Source organism: Phenylobacterium sp., assembly GCF_004299445.1.
Taxonomy (GTDB): domain Bacteria; phylum Pseudomonadota; class Alphaproteobacteria; order Caulobacterales; family Caulobacteraceae; genus Phenylobacterium.
This window is the reverse complement of the sequence record NZ_SCTC01000043.1, coordinates 44776-65073: the sequence shown is the minus strand read 5'-3', so window position 1 is coordinate 65073 and position 20298 is coordinate 44776. Positions and strand designations below refer to the sequence as shown.

Here is a 20298-nt window from a genome sequence, read left to right as displayed (position 1 = left end):
TAGTTCCCCGTGATGATGCGTCTCGTCCTCGCCATCGTGCTGCTGACGCTATCGGCCTGCTCGCCCATGCTGCGGCAGCAGCCGCTGACCCCGGCCGCGGGTTTCCAGGGGCCCCGCTTCGAAGGCGGCGCGGTAGTCAGCTTCGACGGCGCGCGGCTGGGGCTCACGACGTGGCAGGCTCAGGGCGAGCCCTGGGCCGTGATCGTCGCCGCCCACGGCATGAACGACTATGCCAACGCCTTCCACTTCGCCGCCGAGGCCTGGGCCGCCCAGGGCGTGACGACCTATGCCTACGACCAGCGCGGCTTCGGCCGCTCGCCCGGCCGCGGCGTGTGGGCCGGCGCCGAGCTGATGAGCCAGGACCTGCGCACGGTGACCGCCCTGGCCCGCGCCCGGCATCCGAACGCCATCATCGCCGTGGTGGGCGAGAGCATGGGCGGCTCGGTGGCCGCCGTCGCGTTCGCGGGCGACAACCCGCCGCCGGCCGACCGCCTGCTGCTGCTGGCCCCCGGCGTCTGGGGCTTCAAGTCGCAGCCCCTGCCCAACAAGACCCTGCTGTGGCTGGCCGCCAACTTCACCGCCGGCAAGGTCTACACGCCGCCCCGCTGGGTCACGAACCGCATCTACCCCACCGACAATCGCGACGAGCTGATCGCCATGGGCCGCGACCGGCTGATGATCTGGGGCGCGCGGTCCGACACGCTCTACGGGCTGGTGAAGCTGATGGACAAGGCGGCCACGCGGGTCGGCGACGACCACGTGCCCACGTTCTACCTCTACGGCGCCAACGACCAGATCATCCCCAAGAACGCCGCCTTCAAGGCCGTGAAGCGCCTCCAGCCCTCGGACCGCAGCGCCTACTACGCCGCCGGCCATCACCTGCTCACCCGCGACAAGCAGCGCGCGGTGGTGATCGCCGACATGCTCAGCTTCATCCGCGACCCCGACGCGCCCCTGCCGTCCGACGCACCGCCGATCCCCGGCGCCGCCAGGGACGCCAGCCGCGACGCTTCGCGCCGCGCAGCGGGGTTGTGAGATGACCCGGCGAGGCGTAGATGCAGCGAAATTCCTCCCCCAGGACATAGAGTTCACGGCATGACCTTGTTCGATTCCCCGGCATTCGAGGGACATGAAGGCGTCCACGCCTTCTCGGATGAAAAATCCGGCCTGAAGTGCATCATCGCCGTCCACTCCACCGCGCGCGGCCCCGCCGCCGGCGGCTGCCGCATGTGGCCCTACGCGTCCTCGGAGGAGGCCCTGGTCGATGCGCTGCGTCTCTCGCGCGCCATGTCCTACAAGAACGCCATGGCCGACCTCGAGCTGGGCGGCGGAAAGTCGGTCATCATCGGCGACAGCCGCACCCAGAAGACGCCCCAGCTGTTCGAAGCCTTCGGCCGCGCGGTCGAAGACGTGGGCGGCAAGTACTGGACCGCCGAGGACGTCGGCGTCTCGCCCGTCGACCTGGCCTATGCCCGCACCCAGACCCGCTACGTCGCCGGCCTCGACGGCCACGCCGCGGCCTCGGGCGACCCCAGCCCGGTCACCGCCGAGGGCGTGTTCCGCGGCGTCCGCCTCTGCGTGCAGCGCGCGCTGAAGCGCGACTTGGGCGGCGTCCGTGTCGCCATCCAGGGCGTGGGCCACGTCGGCGAATACCTGGCGAAGAAGCTGCACGCCGCCGGCGCCAAGCTCATCCTCACCGACGTCAACGGCGAGACCCTGCGCCGCGTGGCCGCCGAGACGAACGCCGAGGTCGTGGCCCCCTCCGCCATCTTCGACGTCGATGCCGACGTCTTCGCCCCCTGCGCCCTGGGCGGCGCCATCAGCCTCGACACCCTGTCGCGCATCCGGGCGAAGATCATCGCCGGCGCCGCGAACAACCAGCTGGCCTCCGCCGACGCGGGCCGCGAACTCTTCAACCGCGGTGTCCTCTACGCCCCCGACTACGTCATCAACGGCGGCGGCATCATCAACGTGGCCGGCGAGATCCGCGCCCTCGACCGCGACGAAGCCTTCGACCCGGCCTGGGTGGACGCCAAGCTGGACCGCCTGATGCTGACCCTCGAGGAAGTCCTCGACCAGGCCCAGCACGAACGCCGCCCCACCCACGAAGTCGCCAACGAAATCGCCCGGGCCCGCATCGTCGGCGCCGTGCGCAAGCAGGCGGCGGCCTGATCCCTTGCCCCGGCTCGTCGTCTTCAGCGGCCTGCCGGGAACCGGGAAATCCACCATCGCCCGCGAGCTGGCCCGCCAGCTACGGGCCGTCTGGCTCCGCATCGACACGATAGAGACCGCCATAGCCGACGAGGCGACCCCGATCACCGACGAGGGCTACCGCGCTGCCTGCGCCCTGGCCGTGGACAACCTTCGCCTCGGCCTCGACGTCGTCGGCGACAGCGTGAACCCTTGGATGAAGACTCGGGACTCCTGGCGCGACGCCGGCCTGGCCGCCGGCGCCGACGTGCTTGAGATAGAGGTCGTCTGCAGCGATCCCGCCGAACATCGGCGCCGCGTCGAGACCCGCACCGTGGACGTGCCCGGCCTGACCCCGCCCATCTGGGAGGAAGTCGTGGGCCGCGACTATCGCCCCTGGACGCGTGACCGCCTGGTAGTCGACACGGCGCGGCGGAGTGTGGCGGCCTGCGTGGCCGAGATTCTGGCGCGGCTCTAGGAGGTCGCCCAGGCGCGGCCGATTTCCGAAAGGGGCACGCAGGCGCGGTACTCGCCAGGCACGGGATCGTAACGCAGCGCCAGGGTCGCGCCTGGCTCTGACGTGAAGTAGCCGGTGGTAACCATGTCACGCAGGGCGGCGAAGAACCCGGGTCCCGCGGCCGCCTCGGCGGCGTCGTGGCGATTGAGGATCGCCGTCTGCTGCTCCGTGTTCAGCGCAGCGAATCCGGCGCCGTGCGCGGCCCGCGCGTCCGCATCCAGTTGGTCCAGTCCCCGCGCGATCCGCTGACGCTCGGGGGGCGGGTAGTAGTCGGCGAGCGCGCGATCGACGAACTGCGGCACGCCGGCGCGGCGCGCGCCCGGCGTGTCGGTCTCCGGGATGATCAGCTCGGCGGCCGCGTCCAGCACCTGCGCTTGCTGAAGGGACAGCGCCCGAGGCGTCCAGGCCAGCGGGGCGGGGGCCGCGATCGCCGGTGTGACGGGGCCGGCCGTGAACGCCAGCGATCCAAGCACGAGCCCGCCGCCAAGGACCAATCGCCGGTCCATCCCGGCCAAGGTTGAGCGGAGGTTCACAGCTCACCCCTCCGTCGGGCTTCGACCGCGTGGGCCACGGCCCGGGCCGTCAGCGCCATGTAGGTGAGGGATGGGTTTACGGCCGATGCCGATGTCATGGCCGCTCCGTCGGTCACGTACACGTTGCGGCAGGCATGCACCTGATTGTGGGCGTTCAGCACCGAGGTCTTCGGATCGCGCCCCATGCGCGCCGCACCCATCTCGTGGATCGCCATGCCGGGGGCGTAGGGGTTGTCGAACGTCTGGATGTTCTTGAAGCCCGCGGCCTCCAGCATCTCGGCGGCCGCGACCTGCATGTCCTTGCGCATGGCTCGATCGTTCTCCCGCAGGCGGGCGTCGAATGTCAGTGTCGGTAGGCCATAGGGGTCGAGGACGTCGCGGTTCAGGGTGACCCGGTTATCGGGATGCGGCAGGATTTCGCCGTAGCCGTTGAGCCGCATCGACCACGCCCCTGGCTGGCTGAGGGCTGCCTTGCGTTCGGCGCCGAAGCCGGACGGGCCTTCGGCCTTGCGCGCCGCCGCGAAACCTTCGCCCGGCAGGCTGCGCTCCCAACCCAGCCGAGCCGCGCCGCCCTGGTAGCCGAAGCCGCGCAGGTAGTCCGTCCGCGCCGTGGCCCGGTCCCCCAGGTTGCGGAAGCGCGGAATATAGAGCCCGTTCGGCCGCCGTCCGGAGTAGTAGGTGTCGAGATAGCCCGGAACGTCCGCCGAGGCGCCGACCCGAGAGTGCTGGTCCATGAGATTGCGGCCCAGCTGGTCGCTGTCGTTGCCCATGCCGTTCGGGAAGCGGCGGCTCGTCGAGTTCAGCATGATCGCAGCGGTCGCGTTGCTGGAGGCGCAGAGGAAGATCACCTCGGCGTGGAATTCGAGCTCCTCGCGCGTGATTGCGTCGACGACGCGCACACCGGTCGCCCGGCCGGCCTTCTCGTCGTAGATCAGCGACGCCACGATGGAGTTCGGCCGGATCGTCAGGTTTCCGGTGCGCTCGGCGGCCACGAGAGTTGCGCTGTTCGAGCTGAAATAGGCGCCGAAAGGGCAGCCGCGCATGCACAGGTTCCGGTTCTGGCACTTGCCCCGGCCAAGGGCGAGCTGCTCGTCCGTCGGAGCCGTCAGGTTGGCGACGCGCCCGATCGTGACCCGGCGCTCAGGATAGCGGCTCTCGGTCGCCGCCTTGAACGCCTTTTCCACACAGTTCATGTCCATGGGCGGCTGGAAGATGCCGTCCGGCAGCGTCGCCAGCCCCTCCTTCTGGCCGCTCACGCCGGCAAACCGCTCGACGTAGTCGTACCAGGGGGCAAGGTCGGCGTAGCGGATGGGCCAGTCGACGCCGACGCCCTCGCGCGCATTGCCTTCGAAGTCGAGGTCACTGTGGCGATAGCTCTGGCGCGCCCACATCAGCGACCTGCCACCCACCTGGTAGCCGCGCACCCAGGTGTAAGGCTGCGTCTCGTTGTACGGGTGCTGGTCATCGCGCACGAACAGGTGAGCCGTGGACTCGGTGATCGTGTAGCCCGTGCGGCTCTGCACCTTGTAGTGCGCGTCCAACTCCGCACGCGGGAGGCGGCCTCGCGGGTAGCGCTCTTCCCAGGGCGGCTTGAGCGCAGTGGTGTAGTCCTCGGGGTGGCGCAGCATCCGGCCCCGCTCCAGGACAAGGGTGCGAAGGCCCTTTTCCGTGAGTTCCTTGGCGGCCCAGCCGCCGCTGATGCCGCTGCCGACGACGATGGCGTCGAACCCCGTCGACCCGCGCGCCCTGGTGTTGAGGTAGGCCATGTCGATCCCCCAATCGAACGCCTCGCGGGATGACCATCGCGGGTTCCCACCCGCGCGGCAAGCGCCAAGGTCAAGCTGCTTCAGGCGGCGAGGCGGGCCAGGTAGTCGTAGCTGATCCTGGCCGACTGCAGCCGCGGGAACGCAAACGGTGGCTCCTGTTCGACGTAGAAGCCGCGCACCCCGGCGACGTAGCCCGCGGACAACACCCGCGCCCAGTCAATCCCGCCGGAGCCGACCTCCGTCGGGTCCATCTGCAGGACATGATTGGCCCGCGTGGAGGCCTTCACGTCCTTGACGTGCATCAGGCTGAACCGCCCCTTGTACCGGTTCAGCAGAGCCACGGGATCCATGCCGGCCGCGACGGCCCACCCCACGTCCAGCTCGAAATTCACCAGCGTCGGGTCGGTCTCGCGAAGGAGGATATCGAAGCCGGTCCCGCCGCCGGCCAGGGGCGCGAATTCGAAATTGTGATTGTGGTAGCCCAGCCTGACCCCAGCCTGCTTCAGCGCCGCGCCCCTGGCGTTGAGCAGGTCCGCGTTCCCTTTCCAGTCGTCGGCAGTCAGTTGCGGCACGACGCGCCGAAGGAACGTCCCGGGGGCCTCGCCCGACGCCGGACCGCCGAACCGGGGCGGCAGGTTGGGAATGGAGAGGGCGGCCTCCGTCGCGCCCAGCGTAAGGACGTCCTGCGCCAGCTTTCCGAGATCGCCATCCAGCGTGCGGGGCTGCACGTGGACGCTGCGGCAGGTGAGTCCGGCCCGATCTATCGCGGCCCGCAATTCGTCGGGTGAACGGCCGAAGAAGCTCGAGGGCTGAACGCGCCGGTAGCCGATGGCTGCGACGGCTGCGAGGGTCCCTTCCAGGTCGGCCGCCACGTCCGGCCCGAGCGTGTAGAGCTGCAGGCCGATGGGCAGCCCGGTTCGCCGAAAGAAGGGTTGGGCGGCCGGAGCCTTGGCGCTTGCTAAGCCCATCCCCAGGACCGCAGTCCCTGCGGCCAGCAACTGTCGACGGTGCATGGACGGCATGACGACCCTCCCCGGGTGCGCACCATAGCCTAGTTCTGATACGCCCGCTCGCCATGGGTCGAGAGGTCGAGCCCGTCCTCGATGGCTTCCGGGGTGGCGCGCAGGCCCACGGTGAACTTGCAGAGGAGCAGGATCACGGCCGAGGCCGCCGCCGACCAGGCGCAGACGGTGAGCACGCCCAGCGCCTGCACGCCGGCCTGGCTGCCCATGGTCATGCCCTCGGCGTAGCCCGCGCCGCCCAGCTGGGCCGAGGCCAACACGGCCACGCCCAGGGTCCCCAGGATGCCGCCCACGCCGTGCACGGCGAAGACGTCCAGGCTATCGTCCAGCTTCAGCTTCGACTTCACCGGGCCCACGCAGTGGAAGCAGATCAGGCTGCCCAGCGCGCCCAGCACGACGCCGCCGACCGGGCCCACGAAGCCCGAGGCCGGGGTCACGGTGGCCAGGCCGGCCACCACGCCGGTGACCACGCCGATCATGCTGGTGCGGCCGAACTTCACGCGCTCGATCAGCGCCCAGACCAGGCCCGCGGTCGCCGCCGACAGGTGGGTCGCCACCAGGGCCGAGCCCGCCGCCGCGTCGGCCGCCAGCGCGCTGCCCGCGTTGAAGCCGTACCAGCCCACCCACAGCATGCCGGCGCCCATCATCGTCATGCCGGGATTGTGCGGCGGGTGCAGGTCGCCGGGGAAGCCGTCGCGCGGCCCCAGCATCGCCACCGCCACCAGCGACGAGACGCCGGCCGTGGCGTGCACCACCAGGCCGCCCGCGTAGTCCATCACCTTCATCTGGGCCAGCCACCCGCTGCCCCACACCCAGTGGCAGACCGGGGCATAGACCAGCAGCAGCCAGAGGCCCGAGAACATCAGCACCGCCCCGAACTTGATGCGCTCGACGTAGGCGCCGACGATCAGCCCCGGCGTGATGATCGCGAACGTCATCTGAAACGCGAAGAACACCGTCTCGGGCAGCGTGCCGCTGACGGTGTCGCGGCCGCCGGGCAGGCCGAACTTGGCGAGGTCGCCGATGAAGGGGTTCGAGCCCGAGAAGGCCAGGCTATAGCCGCCCAGCAGCCACAGCACCGAGGCCAGGCAGGCGATCGCCACGCAATGCATCATCACGCTGAGCGCATTCTTGGCCCGCACCAGGCCAGCGTAGAACAGGGCCAGCCCCGGCAGGGTCATGAACAGCACCAGCGCCGTCGCCGCCAGGATCCAGGCCGTATTGGCCGGGTCGGCCGTGGGCGGAGCGTCCTGCGCCAGGGCCGAGCCCGCGCCGGATGCCGCGAAAATCAGCGTCGAAAGTCCGGCCAGCACGCGCGCCCGGGTCATGGCGTCTCCCCCTCGACCCCGCGTCGCCGACGAGTCTCCGCCGATCTGCCTAGACGCGAGGCAAGGTCTGCATAGGCAGTGGGCAAGTGTGCGGCCAACCGCCTATCGGACGGGCGCCCGCGTGCGCACCCGTCCGACGTCGATTTCGCCGGTTTTTCGGGCAATTCATGCCGAAAAACCGGGCAAAACACTCATTTCCCCTTCCGGGCGAGCCAGGCGTCACGGCGCAGAATCCAGGTCTCGCGCAGGTCCGGGCCACTGACGTAGACGTTCGGCGTCAGGTCCACGAGCTCGGCGCCCTGCTTCTCCTTGATTCGGTGCGAGGCCGCGTTCGACTGGGCGTTGGTCAGGTAGAGTTCGGTCCAGCCCAGGGTCTCGAAGGCGTAGCCGGTCACCGCATCGGCGGCTTCGAGCATCAGCCCCTGGCCCCACAGTTCGGGGTCCAGCCAGAAGCCCCGCGAGTCGCGGGTCTGCCCGTCGTGCGGCCACAGGTCGATCCGGCCGCGCAGGGTGTCGTCGCCCTTCAAGGTGATCGCCCAGAAGAACTTCTCGCCCCGCGCCCGCTTCGCGAGGCAATCGGCCATATTGGTGGCCGCGCCATCGTCCGGGTAAGGCCAGGGCACCAGGGCGTTGAGATGCTTCACCAGCTCCCACTGCGGGAAGATCCGCTGGATCGTCGGCGTATCGGTTTCGGCCAGCGGGCGCAGCACCAGCCGTTCCGTCTCGAGGACAGGTGTGGGGGGCAGGGGTCTTCGGTCGTCCATCTCGGGTCTCTCTCTTCGAGTGAGCCGGAGGCCGGGGATGCGCCTTCCTGATGTGATCCAAAACCCCGGCCGGTCCGGCGGGGCTTGGGTCTGGAAGGCTAGGCGCTCACGCGCACACGACCGGCCGGACGCCCCGCGAGGGTGGCGTTCGAGCAACCGGACGGGTTGGCGTTGCGGCGGACCATGGCCGCGCCATAGCACGGCTGAGCGCTCAGCCCCAAGGCTCGGCTAGGCGGGAGAGGGGGTTTCGGCCTGATCCCCGGAGCTCGCCGAGGGGCGACGGCGCAGGCCGGGCGGACGCTCGGCCTCGACGGCGTCCAGGTCGGCGGCGTCCAGCCGGGCGCGGATTGTGCAGACCACACCCTCGGCGGGGTAGTGGATCGTGACCTCGCCATTCAGGTCTGCGGCGAGCCCGCGGGCGATGAGCCGGGTGCCGAAGCCGGCGCGCGTGGGCGGGCTGACCCGCGGTCCGTCGAGCTCGCGCCAGACGGCGATCAGCTCACGCGACGCCGCGCGGCCCGAGAGGCGCCAGGTGAACTCGACCCGACCCCCCGATGCCGAAAGGGCGCCGTACTTCACCGCGTTCGTGGCCAGCTCGTGCAGGGCCAGGGCCATGGCGATCGCCGTCTTGGGGGGAACCCGCACGTGGGGACCGCGCATCAGGATCCGTTCCTCGCCCAGGCCCAGCCGGAACGGCTGCGCCGCCTGGCCGGCGATTTCGGCCAGATCGGCGCCCGCCCACTGCTCGTTGGTCAGCACATCGTGCGCCTTCGACAGCGCCACGATGCGCGAAGTGAGCGCGTCGCGGGTTCGCGTGGAGACGTCGGCGCTGCGCAGGGTCTGGGCGACCAGCGACTGCACAGTGGCCAGGGTGTTCTTCACCCGGTGGTTCAGTTCGTTGATCAGGAGCCGCAGGTGCGCCTGATCCTGCTGCTGGCGACGCACGGCCGCGCGCAGCGTGTCCAGGCGCTCGCGGGCCTCGTACTGCCGCCGCCGGCCACGCAGCGCCGTCTGGACGATGCTGACCAAGGTGGTCGGATGGAAGGGCCGCTCCAGGAAGCTGACGTTGCCCAGCGCCTGGATGAACCGGCCGGCGGCCGGGTTGCGCTCGATGCCGCCGCCGCGCTGGGCCAGCACGATCACCGGAAAGTCCGACCATGCCGGCTGGGCCTCGACCCAGCGCGCGAAGTCGCCGTAGTCCTGCTCGTGCAGAACCTCCTCCACGATCAGCGCCAGCCCGGCCCCGGCGTTCACCGCCGGCAAAAGAGACGCCATGTCGGGGCAGATCGCCGTCTCGATCTTCGCCTCGCCCAGGATGGCCGCCGCGATCTGGGCGTCGCGCCCCATGGGCGCCAGGACGATTGTCCTTTCGGAGCCCGCGCTGGAAGCCGCGGTCATGCGGACCGTTCGCCGAGCAGGCCAGAGCCCGGGCCCACGAAGTTGGGCACGCCGCGCAGGACGCCCTGGAACTCGGTCAGGGGCGGGCCGACCTTCAGGCCGGTCTGGTCGATCTCGTACTCGCGGATCGTTTTCTCGTGCTGGCCCGAACGCTTCTTGATCACCGACACCGCCCGACGCACCTCGCCCACGGCCTCGAAGTAGCGGAGCAGCAGCACCGTGTCGGCCAGGTAGGTGACATCCACCGGCGCCTTCATCTCACCCACCAGCCCATGCTGGGCGACGGTCAGGAAGGTGGTCGCGCCCTGCCGGTTCAGGAACTGCAACAGCTCGTGCATGTGGAGCAGCAGGAAGTGCTCCTCCGGCATCGCGGCCTGATAGCCGTTCAGGCTGTCGACCACGACCGTGCGGATGCCCTTGTCCTTGACGCAGTGCCGCACCGTCGAGGTGAATTCGCCGGGCGACAGTTCGGCGGCGTCGACCTGCTGGATCATGAGGCTGCCGTTGTCGCAGAGCGTCTGCAGATCGAAGCCGAGGCCCTTGGCCCGCTGGAACAGCAGGCCCAGCTCCTCGTCGAAGATGAACAGGGCCGCCTTCTCGCCGCGCTTGATCGCCGAGATGGCGAAGTGGAGCGCCATCAGCGACTTGCCGGTGCCGGCCGGGCCCAGGATCAGGCAACTGGAGCCGCGATCGAGGCCGCCGCCCAGAAGCTCGTCCAGGCCGCAGATGCCGCTCCTGAGCGGCGTTCGGTCGAACGCGCTCCGGTGCTCGGACGAGACCAGCCGCGGGTAGATCTCCAGACCGCCGGTCTTGATCGTGAAGTCGTGGTACCCGCCCCGGAACTTGCGGCCCCGGTACTTCGTGACCCGCACGCGCCGGCGCTCGGCCCCATATTCGGGGGCCAGCTCCTCGAGGCGCACCACGCCGTGGGCGACGCTGTGCACTGTCTTGTCCGAGATCTCGGCCGTGAGATCGTCCAGCAACACCACCGTCGCGCCGTGCTTGGCGAAGTAGTGCTTCAGCGCCAGGACCTGGCGGCGATACCGCAACGACCCCTGCGCCAGCAGGCGGATTTCGGAAAGGCTGTCGATCACCACGCGACTGGGCTCGGCCCGCTCGACGGCGTCCAGGATCATCCGGGTCGTCTCGCCTAGCTCCAGGTCCGACGAATAGAGCAGGCTCTGCTGCTGGTGCTCGTCCAGCAGGTTCTCGGGCGGAACCAGCTCGAAGACCTCGACGCCTTCCAGGCTCCAGCCGTGCGAGGCGGCGGTGTCGCGCAGCTCGGCTTCGGTCTCGGACAGGGTGACGTACAGCACCTTCTCGCCCGCCGCCGCGCCGGCCATCAGATAGCTCAGGGCGGCGGTGGTCTTGCCCGTGCCCGGGCTGCCCTCAAAGAGGAACACGCGATTTCGCTTGAGCCCGCCGCCAAGAATGTCGTCGAGCCCGACGATGCCTGTCCTGGCGTCGCCGCGCGTTTCCGAAGTCGTGGTCATTGCTCCTCGGCGTGTGACGGCCTGTGCGGCCCCGCTGCCCCGAAAAGCCAAATGCAGCTCCAGCGCTGCGGTTCCGCGACTAGCCCGCGAGGCGGCGGCGGGGTTCTCGCACCGCCGACAGCAAAATCAGCAGCGCCGCCGCCAGGAAACCCAGCGACGCCATGAACACCACGTCGTAGCCGTAGACCTCGGCCACAACGCCGCCGATCAGCGGCCCGGCGGTGGCGGTGATGCTCTCGGCTGTGGCCGACACCGCGATGCGCATAGGAAGGTCGTCGCGGTTGCCGAACTCCAGGATCATGGTCTGCGAGGCCATCATGTAGCCGCTGAGCGAGGCGCCCAGCACGGCGAAGGACGCGAAGATCCAGGTGGGCTCGTGCAGGTTCAGCAGCATGAGCGTCGCCGCGACCCACCCGATGATCGACAGCACCAGCACCAGCCGGAAGCCGGTCTTGTCGCCCAGATAACCCCAGACCAGGTTTGAGGCCGTGTCCGCCCCGAGGAAGGCGAACGACAGCAGCCCCAGCGTCGCCCCGTCCGCCCCGATCACCTTGCCGACGTAGAGGATGTAGAACGGCGTCGCGATGCGCGCCGACGTGGCCAGCATCTGCACGACCAGGAAGAAGCCGTACGCCTTGTCCTGGGCGATGAGGGCTGGGAAGTCCTTCAGCCGGTCGCGGATGCGCGCCTGCGCCCGCACGGTCGGCGGCGCGGGCTCCTTCAGCAGCAGCTGCAGCGCCCACAGCCCGAAGCTGGTCAGCACGAAGGCGAACAGGAAGGTGGTCGAATAGCCGTTCCCGAACAGGTTCGGCTGGATGAAGTATGTTCCTGCGACGCCCGCCAGCACGGCGGCGATGGCCCCGCCGGTGGCGTTGCGCCAGGCCTGCAGCCGGCCCCGCCGGCTGATCGGGATCACCTTCGACATCAGCAGGCTGAACACCACCCGCTGTGCGCCCATGAAGATGCCGAACATCAGCATGCAGAACAGCAGAGCGCCGACCAGCGCCTGGCCTGTCAGAAACCAGCCAGCCAGCGCCATCCCCAGAATCGCCAGGCGCCCCAGGCTGCCCATCCAGATGGCGGCGGGCATCACCTTGGTGCGGTGCTCGATCTTGGTGGCGCCGACGATGGGCGAGATCACCCCGCCCAGCTGCTGCAGCGCCAGCGCAAGGCCCACGATGGCGTTCGAGCCCGAGACGGCGTGGAGGTAGGCCGGCAGGAAGGTCGGCGCATTGACCAGCCGGAAGCCGGTCATCCCCAGCATGCCGTGCAGGTAGTTGCCGATGTAGTTGCGCTTCAGGTTGTCCCAGACGAACTTCTCATAGGCCGCCTCGCGGACCGCCAGATCGTCGTCGGCGGCCACCTGGGCCGCATCTTCGGTTTCCTCGATCTTGGCGTCCAAAACTTAGCCCGCACCGCCGGGTTCTTGCGCCCGGCCCCACGGCTCCCTGAAAGCGGCGAAATTTCGAAGGTGCGGTCCGCGCGCGGGCCGCCCTGTCCCAATGCTAGGGGGATTTGCCGGTGGCGCAACGCCCAGAGCGCCCCTCGCCGTACGAAGTTTTCGGTTTCCGCGGCGTCGCCCGACCGGGGCAAGCGCTTGACGGGCGGCGCGCGGTCGCCAGAGTCGCCGCCGGTCCAGTGGAGGCGCCCTTGCGTAGTCTGATCCTCGGCCTGGCGCTGGCCGCCGGCTTTGCCGGCGGCGCCGCCGCCGCTGATTTCGTCGTCGTCTCGTCTACCGACCCTGCGATCGCGCGCGGCCGCGAGGTGGCCAGCGGCGAGAGCCTGCAGATCGCCCAGGGCCGCAGCGTCGTGCTGGTCGACACCGCGGGCCAGGTGACCCGGCTGGCCGGCGGGGCGTCGCCCGTTCGTGCGCCCCGCACCCAGTTGGCAAGCGTGAACGAAAGCCGCGTCCAGGTGCTGAAGCTGCTGGTGGCCCCGGCGCGCGTCCGCCGCGCCGCGCCCAGCATGGGCAAGGTCTGCCCCGACGCCGATCTCACCCGCTTCGATGGCATCGTCTCGGTGGCCCAGGTCGACGGCTGCCTCACCACCGCCCGGGCCGCCTTCGACGCCTATGTGCTCAAGGCCGTGGGGCCCGAGGCGCCGTAGCCCCGCCACAGCAGCCCCGACGCCATCGTCACGCCGACGAGGCCGATCAGGATCGGCGCGGCGTAGGTCGCTCCGCTCGCCACGATCGCCGCGCCCGCCAGGCACGACAGCCCGCAGCCGATGTCCCAGCCGCCCTCGGTCGCCACGCTGAACCGCAGCGGGCAGGGTGAGGCCTTGGCCAGGTTGTAGATCGGGGCCATCAGGGCCGGGACCCAAACCGCCACCACCAGCGCCCCAAGCGCATTGGCGGTTACGGCGAGCCAGGGCGAACCCAGGCTGACGCCTCGCAGCGCCAGCACGCCGGCGGCCACGACAAAGGCGATGACAATGGCCGATCGCCCTTTGCCGGCGTCGATGTGCTTGCCGATCCAGAGTGTGAAGACCGTCCCCGCCAGAGCGGAGAGCGCCATCGCCCCGCCATAGGCGGTGAAGCTCTCCCCCAGGGCGATAAACAGTGCGACCTGCCAGACGTAGTGGTAGCCGCCGGCGAAGACGCCGTCGCACGCCATCAGCGCCGAGCCCAGCCACGCGGCGCGGAAGCCGCCCGGCGCGTCGTCGGCCACGGCCACCTGCGGCGCACCCAGCAGTGGCAGGGCCGCCAGCACCTGGACCATGCCGGCGGCGGGAAAGGCCAGCCACGGACCGCCCAGGAACAGCGCCCATCCGCCCAGAAGCGGCGCTCCGATGCCCACCAGCGCCAACAGCGCCGTACGGATCGCGACCTGACCGCCCCTGTGCTCCGCGTCGCCCACGGCGGCGAAGTAGGCGTGATAGCAGGTCCAGTAGAGCACGCTGCCCAAGGGGCTCACGAGCACCATGGCCAGGAACGCCCCGTCCACGCCCTTCACAAACGGCAGGATCGGGAAGACGGCGGCCTCCAGGGCTGTGCCGAGGACCAGCGTCGTCCGCAGGCCGAAGCGCCGGGCGAAGGGCAGCACGAAGGGTCGCAGGATGAAGCGAAGGGCGGTCATCGCCGCCATCGAACACAGCACCAGCGGCGCCGGCACGCCGGCCTTCAGCAGGAAGACGAGGATGAAGATGCCGCCGGCCTCCTGGGCCAGCGTCTGGATGCCGGAATGCAGATTGAGGCGGTTCACCGCCGCGTTGGAGAAGAAGCTCATGAAAGAGATGCCCCCGGGGCACGCGCATGTACACTGGCGCAACGCCGCGTTCCGCGGCGGCGGCCATCAGGTTCGACGGGTGGGAGCTAGTCCCTCAGGCGCTCGGTGCACATAAGCCCGAGTTAGGCACGGCCAGGGTCGCCGGGCAAGGCTGCGCGGTGCTCCTCGCGGGCGGCCTGGAAAACTTCGCGCGCCGCGTCAGCGTTCATGGCGGCGATGGCAAGGCCCACCGCCAGGTCCGGCCACGCCGAGCGCCAGAGGAAGGCGGTGACGAGGCCGGCGGCGATGATCGCCAGGTTGGCGAACGCATCGTTGCGCGCCGACAGGAACGCCGCCCTGGTCAGGCTGCCGCCGGAGGCCCGGTGTCGCGCCAGGAGGAATGCACAGGTCAGGTTCACCGCCAGCGCCCCGAGACCGGTCACTGACAGCGCCACCGGGTCAGGCGCCACGGGCTGGTTGAATTTCTCCCAGGCGGTCCACAGGGTGGCCACGCCCGGCGCCAGCAGGATCGCGGCCAGAACCATGCCCAGCCGCGCCCGAGCCGCCGCGGCCCATCCGAGCGCAAGCAGGATCAGGAGATTGACCGAGGCGTCCTCGAGGAAATCGATCGAGTCCGCAAACAGCGACACCGAGCCGATCGCCAGCGCTGCGGCGAACTCGACCCCGAAATAGGCCAGGTTTAGGATGGCGACCCAGGCCACCGCCCGGCGCAATAGGGACCGGGCGTCCGACGCCTCGGGCCCAGCCATCAGATGCGCTTGTATTCCAGCTTCGAGCCGTCCTCGAGCTTGCCCCGCAGCGCCAGCCAGTTGCCGTTCGCGTCGTAGAAGTCGTCGATCTCGGCCTCGCCGCGGATCTGCCAGTGGCCCGGCTTCACACGGGTGCAGGTGACCTTCAGCATCTTGCCTTCCTGCTGATTGAACAGGGGGCGTCCGAAGCTGGCCTGGTTCCAGTGGCTCAGCGGCGCTGCGTCGGCCGGCCCGCGGGAGGCGCCGGTGGGGCCGGTGATCGCGACGTACCCGCCCATGGCCCGGGCCGAGGCCTTGGTGATCTTGCCGTTGCCGTTGGTGGTGGTGTCGACGCTGACGAACTTGCCGCCGGCCCACTTCTCGACCGCCGTGTGCTTGTACTTGTAGACCGGCACCGGTCCGACCTTGACCACCATGTTCACATCGGTGGTCAGCGTGCGCGCATCGTCGTCGCCCGAGAAATTGATGACGTGCTCGCCCACCTTGTTCCCATTGCGGAACACCGCGAAGGCCAGCCGCGGCGGCGGCGCCGCCAGGGCCGCACTGGGGACCAGCAGACCGACGCCCGCTGTCAGCAGTTCGCGACGACCCAAAACCAGGCTCATGCTGTCATCCTCTTTCGCGGCCAACTCGGGCTCGCCGTCTTTACGGACGGATCAATGTCCCGGACGCGGCTTATAGCTGCGCGGCGCGCGGACGGGCAGGGGCTTCTCAGGGGGCTTCTGCCCGTGTTGCGGCATGGCGGCCGATTTCGGGAACGCCAGTCCCAGCATGGAGGCCTGTTGTTGGAAGCCGTGAGTCATGGCGACTGTCCTTCCATCTGTCTTCGCCGCTGAAATTCATGCCCGAAGCTGCTCCGGGAATCGAATCGGCGGCCTGCACATCCACGTGAACGCTGAGATAGGCGCCGCCCGGATCGCCATAGATCGTGCCCGACACCGGCGCGGCCTCGGCCGGTGTGCGCGCCACCGCCACGGGGATCAGGTCTGGGCTCTCGACCAGCGCGTTGGTCGGGTCGAATTCGGTCCACCCCAGATCGGGCAGGAAGGCCTCGCACCACGCATGCGTGGCGCCGGCGCCGCGCATCCCCGAATTCGCCGGGCAATAGAGATAGCCTGTCACGAACCGCGCCGCGTAGCCCAGCCGGCGCAGCGACTCGACCATCAGCCAGGCGAAGTCGCGGCACGTGCCCGAGCCCATGCGCACGGTGTGGGCGGGGTCCTGGGCCGCGCCCATGTCGCGGGGCTCGTACTCGAAGGTGTTGTGGATGTACTGGTTCAGCCGCATCAGCGAATCCAGTGCAGGCTCGTACGGGCTGCCCACCAGGTTGCGGAGCCACTTCAGCAAGTCGCCGTTGGCGTCCTCGGTGACCGGATCGAGGAAGGGGGCCAGGACCGCGCGGTCGGTCGGCGCATAGACGATGGGCGTGGCCGTCTGCGGATCCTCGATGCGCACGTCCGACAGCTGGGCTGGGAACCGCTCGATCACCAGTTCGCTGACGATCGAAAGCCCGCTCGACTGGCCCTGAGGCGTGAAGCGGCAAACCGAGTTGCCCAGGGCGTCGTAGACCCACCGCGTCTCGCCGGGCGGCGAGACGGTCAGCACGGCGTCGGCCACCCGGATCGCATGGCTGTCGCGCGGCCGCACCAGCAGCCGGTGCAGGCCGAACGAGACCGGTCGGTCGTAGCCGTAGAAGGTTTCGTGTCGGATCGCGAGCCGGGCCATGCACGCGGAATGGCCGACGAGCCGCGTTGTTCCGCTTCGTCGTCAGCCCAGGTTCACCGGCGGCGCGCGCTCGGCGCCTCTTGACTATTCCAAACTTCTAGAAATATAGAATGGATACAGTTCGAAACCGGAGCCCAACACCATGAAGCGCCTCCATCTGCACGTCAGCGTCCCCGACCTCGACCAGTCGATCCAGTTCTACGAGACCCTTTTCGGGGCGAAGCCCACGGTGGTGAAGGACGACTACGCCAAGTGGATGCTCGACGACCCGAAGGTGAACTTCGCCATCTCGCAGCGCGACCGCGCCGCGGGCCTCGACCACGTGGGCATCCAGGTGGATTCGAACGCCGAGCTTGCCGAGCTTGCGGGCCGCCTGAAGGCCGCCGGCGCCCAGACCTTCGACGAGGAAGCCACCACCTGCTGCTACGCCCAGTCGGACAAGAGCTGGGTCGCCGATCCGGCCGGCCTGCGCTGGGAAACGTTCTATACGTTCGGCGAGGCGACCACCTACGGCGCAAGCGATGCTCTGGCGGCGCTCGAGGCCCAGAAGCCAGCGGCCGCCTGCTGCGGCGCCCCGGCCCCGAAGGCCGAGTCGGTCCCGGCCACCGCCAGCGCCTGCTGCTGACACAAAAGCTCTGGGCTGCGACTCAATTGTTCTGATATTCCAGAACAATGGAAAAAGAAGAAGCGATCCGCGGTCTCGGCGCGCTCGCCCATCCCGGTCGTCTCGACGTGTTCCGCCTGCTCGTTCAGGCGGGGCCCGACGGGATGGCCGCCGGCGAGATCGCGCGGACCACCGGCAGTCCGCAGAGCAGCCTCTCGGCCAACCTGACGATCCTGTCGAACGCCGGCCTGATCGTCTCGCGCCGCGACGGACGCTCGATCATCTATCGCGCCGCCTACGAACAGATGCGCGGCCTGCTGGCCTTCCTCATGGAGGACTGCTGCGCCGGCAAGCCCGAGATTTGCGCGCCGCTGGCGGCCCAGGCCAGCGCCGGGTGCGCCGCCGAAGGCGCTCGCTGCTGACAGAGACGACGATGAACGATCGACCCTACAACGTCCTCTTCCTGTGCACCGGCAACTCCTGCCGCTCGATCATCGCCGAGGCGCTTATGAACCAGCTGGGCGCCGGCCGCTTCCGCGCCTGGTCGGCCGGCTCGTTCCCGACGGGCCAGGTCAATCCCAACGCGCTGGCGCTGCTGCAGACGTTCAATCACGACACCAGCGGCTTCCGCTCCAAGTCGTGGGACGAGTTCTCGCGCGAGACCAACCCGGACGCGCCCGAGCTCGACTTCATCTTCACCGTCTGTGACGACGCCGCCGGCGAGGTCTGCCCCTGGTGGCCGGGCCATCCGGTGACCGCGCACTGGGGCATGCCCGATCCGGCGCGCGCCACGGGCAACGAGGCGGAGATCGCCCTGGCGTTCGCCGACACCTATCGGAGGCTTAGCGACCGGATTTCGCTCTTCGTGAACCTGCCTCTCGCCAAGCTCGACCGGATGTCGCTCCAGAAGCAGCTGGACGAGATCGGCGGCGCGCAGACCCAGCCTGCCGGATGACGCCAGACGACACTGCGGCCAGCCTGGAGCCGCCGCGCGAACCCTTCGGTCCCGCCCGCCGCCTCGCCGCCGAGGCGCTGGGCACGGCGCTGCTTCTGGCGGTGGTCGTGGGCTCCGGGATCATGGGCGAAACGCTGGCCGGCGGAAACGTCGCCATCGCGCTGCTGGGCAACACCCTGGCCACGGGCGCAGCGCTGGTGGTGCTGATCACCATCTTCGGGCCGCTGTCGGGCGCCCACTTCAACCCCGCGGTCACCCTCGTGTTCGCGCTGCGCCGCGAGATCGGCTGGGGGCTCGCGGCGGCCTATCTCGCCGCCCAGGTCGCCGGCGCCATCGCGGGCGTCTACGCGGCCCACGTGATGTTCGCAGAGCCGATCCTGCAGGTGTCGACCAAGCTGCGCGACGGTCCGGCTCAGGCCTTCTCCGAGGCCTTGGCCACCTTCGGCCTGGTCCTGACGATCCTCGGGACGATCCGTTTCCGCCCGGACTTCACCCCCGTCGCCGTCGGCCTCTACATCACCGCCGCCTACTGGTTCACCGCCTCGACGTCCTTCGCCAATCCGGCGGTGACGGTAGCTCGCAGCCTTTCCGACACCTTTGCCGGCATCGACCCGTCGTCCGCCCCCGCCTTCATCGCCGCCCAGCTCGCGGGCGCCGTCGCAGCGACGTTCACGGCCCGGGCGCTCTTCGCGGATTGACCGCTGCGACCACGGGACTCTAGCCAGCCTACGCCGGCACCGCCGCCTTGGCCCGGCGCGCGAAGGTCAGTACGACCGCGGCGGCGATGGCCGACAGCACGCTGCCGCCGAGCACGCCCAGCTTGACCTCGGTCTGCAGGTCGGTGGCTTGGCCGGGAAACGCCAGCGCCCCGATGAACAGGCTCATGGTGAACCCGATGCCGCACAGCAGGCTCACGCCGTAGAGCTCGAGCCAGGTGGCGCCGGCGGGCCGCTCGCCCAGCCTCAGCTTCGTGACCAGCCACACGGCGCCCAGCACGCCGGTCTGCTTCCCCAGGAACAGCCCCAGGGCGATGGCGATGACCAGCGGGGCCAGCGCCTGCTCCATCCCCAGCCCGGCCATCGAAACCCCCGCCTTGGCGAAGGCGAAAAGCGGCAGCACGAGGAAGGCGTTGTAGGGGTGCAGGTCGTGCATGGCTTCCTGCAGGGGGCTCTGGTGATCCTCGCGCCGGGGCTTCAGGGGCACGATGACGGCGAACGCGACGGCGGCCAGCGAGGTGCTCAATCCCGACAGGACGGTGCACCACCAGATGGCCGCAAATCCGATGATCCAGAACGGCGACGGCATCTTGCCCAGGCGGGCCGCCAGCGCGATGGCGGCCAGCATTCCCGCCGCCGCCCCGGCCATCGTCCAGTCGGTCCCGCCGCTGTAGAGGGCGCCGATCAGCACGATGGCCCCGAGGTCGTCGACGATGGCGAGGGTCAGCAGGAAGATCCGCAGGGACGGGGGCAGTCCCCGACCCACCAGCGCCAGGACGCCCAGGGCGAAGGCGATGTCGGTGGCGACCGGGATCGGCCAGCCGGCATGGGGCGCGCCCAGGACGCCCGACAGGGTCAGGTAGACCACGACCGGCCCGATCATCCCGCCGAGCGCGGCGATCACTGGCGTGGCCAGCTTGCGCGGATCGCTCAGTTCGCCCCGCAGGATCTCGTGCTTGATCTCCAGGCCGACGACAAGGAAGAACAGCGACATCAGCCCTTCCTTGATCCAGTCCGACACCGACAGAGTCAGCGACAGGGGGCCCAGGGCGAGGGCATGCTTGCTCTTCAGCAGGGCGAAGTAGTCCCCCGCCAGCGGCGAGTTCGCCACGATCAGCGCGGCCACGGCGGCCGCCGCGAGCACGCCGGCCGATGCAGCCTCGGTGCGGAGGAATTCGAACGTGAGTTTGCGCGCCACGGCGGCCTCCCGGTTGGGGTTAGCGGTCGTGGCGCCAGGTTATCGACGGACGCCTGACTGGATTCGCTGCGACAGCCTGGATTCGCTGCGGCGGCGCCAGCCCGGTCGCGATG

Annotated in this window: 21 protein-coding genes; 8 read left to right on the top strand and 13 right to left on the bottom strand. The window is 69.7% G+C overall.

The features are described from left to right. The first annotated feature begins 12 nt into the window (after window positions 1-12). The 3 genes from EPN98_RS11770 to EPN98_RS11760 are packed head-to-tail and all read left to right on the top strand — an operon-like array spanning window position 13 to window position 2668. Window positions 13-1035 (top strand): alpha/beta fold hydrolase, encoded by a 1023-nt coding sequence (locus EPN98_RS11770; protein WP_293362893.1) that lies wholly within the window; start codon window positions 13-15, stop codon window positions 1033-1035. Window positions 1036-1095: 60 nt separating this feature from the next. Continuing rightward, on the top strand, window positions 1096-2172 hold the full coding sequence (locus EPN98_RS11765) for a Glu/Leu/Phe/Val dehydrogenase dimerization domain-containing protein (protein WP_293362892.1): 1077 nt from the start codon (window positions 1096-1098) through the stop codon (window positions 2170-2172). A 4-nt stretch (window positions 2173-2176) separates the two neighbouring features. Then, a complete protein-coding gene (locus EPN98_RS11760) occupies window positions 2177-2668 on the top strand; it encodes an AAA family ATPase (protein ID WP_293362891.1) in 492 nt (163 codons plus the stop codon). Here the strand turns inward: EPN98_RS11760 and EPN98_RS11755 are convergent. The 8 genes from EPN98_RS11755 to EPN98_RS11720 all read right to left on the bottom strand — a co-directional run bounded on the left by EPN98_RS11755 (window position 2665) and on the right by EPN98_RS11720 (window position 12413). Further along, window positions 2665-3240, bottom strand: a complete 576-nt coding sequence (locus tag EPN98_RS11755) for a gluconate 2-dehydrogenase subunit 3 family protein (RefSeq protein ID WP_293362890.1) — start codon at window positions 3238-3240, stop codon at window positions 2665-2667. The two genes, EPN98_RS11760 and EPN98_RS11755, sit on opposite strands and share 4 nt — an antisense overlap. Continuing rightward, a complete protein-coding gene (locus tag EPN98_RS11750; RefSeq protein WP_293362889.1) occupies window positions 3237-5006 on the bottom strand; it encodes a GMC family oxidoreductase in 1770 nt (589 codons plus the stop codon). Before EPN98_RS11750 ends, EPN98_RS11755 begins: the two co-directional genes overlap by 4 nt. A gap of 80 nt (window positions 5007-5086) precedes the next feature. Continuing rightward, window positions 5087-6028: a sugar phosphate isomerase/epimerase gene (locus EPN98_RS11745; protein WP_293362888.1), complete on the bottom strand. Its 942-nt coding sequence runs from the start codon at window positions 6026-6028 to the stop codon at window positions 5087-5089. 29 nt (window positions 6029-6057) lie between these two features. After that, window positions 6058-7356: an ammonium transporter gene (locus EPN98_RS11740; RefSeq protein ID WP_293362887.1), complete on the bottom strand. Its 1299-nt coding sequence runs from the start codon at window positions 7354-7356 to the stop codon at window positions 6058-6060. 191 nt (window positions 7357-7547) lie between these two features. Then, window positions 7548-8120, bottom strand: coding sequence for a GNAT family N-acetyltransferase (locus tag EPN98_RS11735; protein WP_293362886.1), 573 nt, complete (start codon window positions 8118-8120; stop codon window positions 7548-7550). A gap of 228 nt (window positions 8121-8348) precedes the next feature. Continuing rightward, on the bottom strand, window positions 8349-9518 hold the full coding sequence (locus tag EPN98_RS11730; protein ID WP_293362885.1) for an HWE histidine kinase domain-containing protein: 1170 nt from the start codon (window positions 9516-9518) through the stop codon (window positions 8349-8351). Further along, window positions 9515-11011 (bottom strand): ATPase domain-containing protein, encoded by a 1497-nt coding sequence (locus EPN98_RS11725; RefSeq protein WP_293362884.1) that lies wholly within the window; start codon window positions 11009-11011, stop codon window positions 9515-9517. Before EPN98_RS11725 ends, EPN98_RS11730 begins: the two co-directional genes overlap by 4 nt. A gap of 79 nt (window positions 11012-11090) precedes the next feature. After that, window positions 11091-12413: an MFS transporter gene (locus tag EPN98_RS11720; protein ID WP_293362883.1), complete on the bottom strand. Its 1323-nt coding sequence runs from the start codon at window positions 12411-12413 to the stop codon at window positions 11091-11093. A gap of 248 nt (window positions 12414-12661) precedes the next feature. Here EPN98_RS11720 and EPN98_RS11715 point away from each other — a divergent pair, with 248 nt between their 5' ends. Then, window positions 12662-13117 (top strand): hypothetical protein, encoded by a 456-nt coding sequence (locus tag EPN98_RS11715; RefSeq protein ID WP_293362882.1) that lies wholly within the window; start codon window positions 12662-12664, stop codon window positions 13115-13117. On the opposite strand, the gene EPN98_RS11710 is transcribed toward EPN98_RS11715, so the two are convergent. The 4 genes from EPN98_RS11710 to EPN98_RS11695 all read right to left on the bottom strand — a co-directional run bounded on the left by EPN98_RS11710 (window position 13081) and on the right by EPN98_RS11695 (window position 16712). Then, window positions 13081-14238, bottom strand: a complete 1158-nt coding sequence (locus EPN98_RS11710) for a hypothetical protein (RefSeq protein WP_293362881.1) — start codon at window positions 14236-14238, stop codon at window positions 13081-13083. The two genes, EPN98_RS11715 and EPN98_RS11710, sit on opposite strands and share 37 nt — an antisense overlap. Window positions 14239-14360: 122 nt before the next feature. Continuing rightward, window positions 14361-14987: a cation transporter gene (locus tag EPN98_RS11705; protein ID WP_293362880.1), complete on the bottom strand. Its 627-nt coding sequence runs from the start codon at window positions 14985-14987 to the stop codon at window positions 14361-14363. Beyond that, complete coding sequence (locus EPN98_RS11700; protein ID WP_293362879.1) at window positions 14987-15592, bottom strand: DUF6134 family protein; 606 nt, start codon at window positions 15590-15592, stop codon at window positions 14987-14989. Before EPN98_RS11700 ends, EPN98_RS11705 begins: the two co-directional genes overlap by 1 nt. A 106-nt stretch (window positions 15593-15698) precedes the next feature. After that, complete coding sequence (locus tag EPN98_RS11695; protein ID WP_293362878.1) at window positions 15699-16712, bottom strand: transglutaminase family protein; 1014 nt, start codon at window positions 16710-16712, stop codon at window positions 15699-15701. 142 nt (window positions 16713-16854) lie between these two features. On the opposite strand from EPN98_RS11695, the gene EPN98_RS11690 reads away from it, so the two are divergent. Genes EPN98_RS11690 through EPN98_RS11675 form a run of 4 tightly spaced genes read left to right on the top strand, consistent with a single transcriptional unit; the run spans window position 16855 to window position 18969 of the window. Beyond that, on the top strand, window positions 16855-17337 hold the full coding sequence (locus tag EPN98_RS11690; RefSeq protein ID WP_293362877.1) for an ArsI/CadI family heavy metal resistance metalloenzyme: 483 nt from the start codon (window positions 16855-16857) through the stop codon (window positions 17335-17337). 47 nt (window positions 17338-17384) lie between these two features. Next, entirely contained in the window at window positions 17385-17738 is a 354-nt protein-coding gene (locus EPN98_RS11685) for a metalloregulator ArsR/SmtB family transcription factor (RefSeq protein ID WP_293362876.1), read from the top strand. A gap of 11 nt (window positions 17739-17749) precedes the next feature. Beyond that, a complete protein-coding gene (locus tag EPN98_RS11680) occupies window positions 17750-18271 on the top strand; it encodes an arsenate reductase ArsC (RefSeq protein ID WP_293362875.1) in 522 nt (173 codons plus the stop codon). Further along, window positions 18268-18969, top strand: a complete 702-nt coding sequence (locus tag EPN98_RS11675) for an MIP/aquaporin family protein (protein ID WP_293362874.1) — start codon at window positions 18268-18270, stop codon at window positions 18967-18969. The genes EPN98_RS11680 and EPN98_RS11675 overlap by 4 nt, the downstream gene beginning before the upstream one ends. Window positions 18970-18997: 28 nt before the next feature. Here EPN98_RS11675 and nhaA read toward each other — a convergent pair whose 3' ends face one another. Next, a complete protein-coding gene (gene nhaA, locus EPN98_RS11670) occupies window positions 18998-20185 on the bottom strand; it encodes a Na+/H+ antiporter NhaA (protein WP_293362873.1) in 1188 nt (395 codons plus the stop codon). Between the last annotated feature and the right edge of the window lie 113 nt (window positions 20186-20298).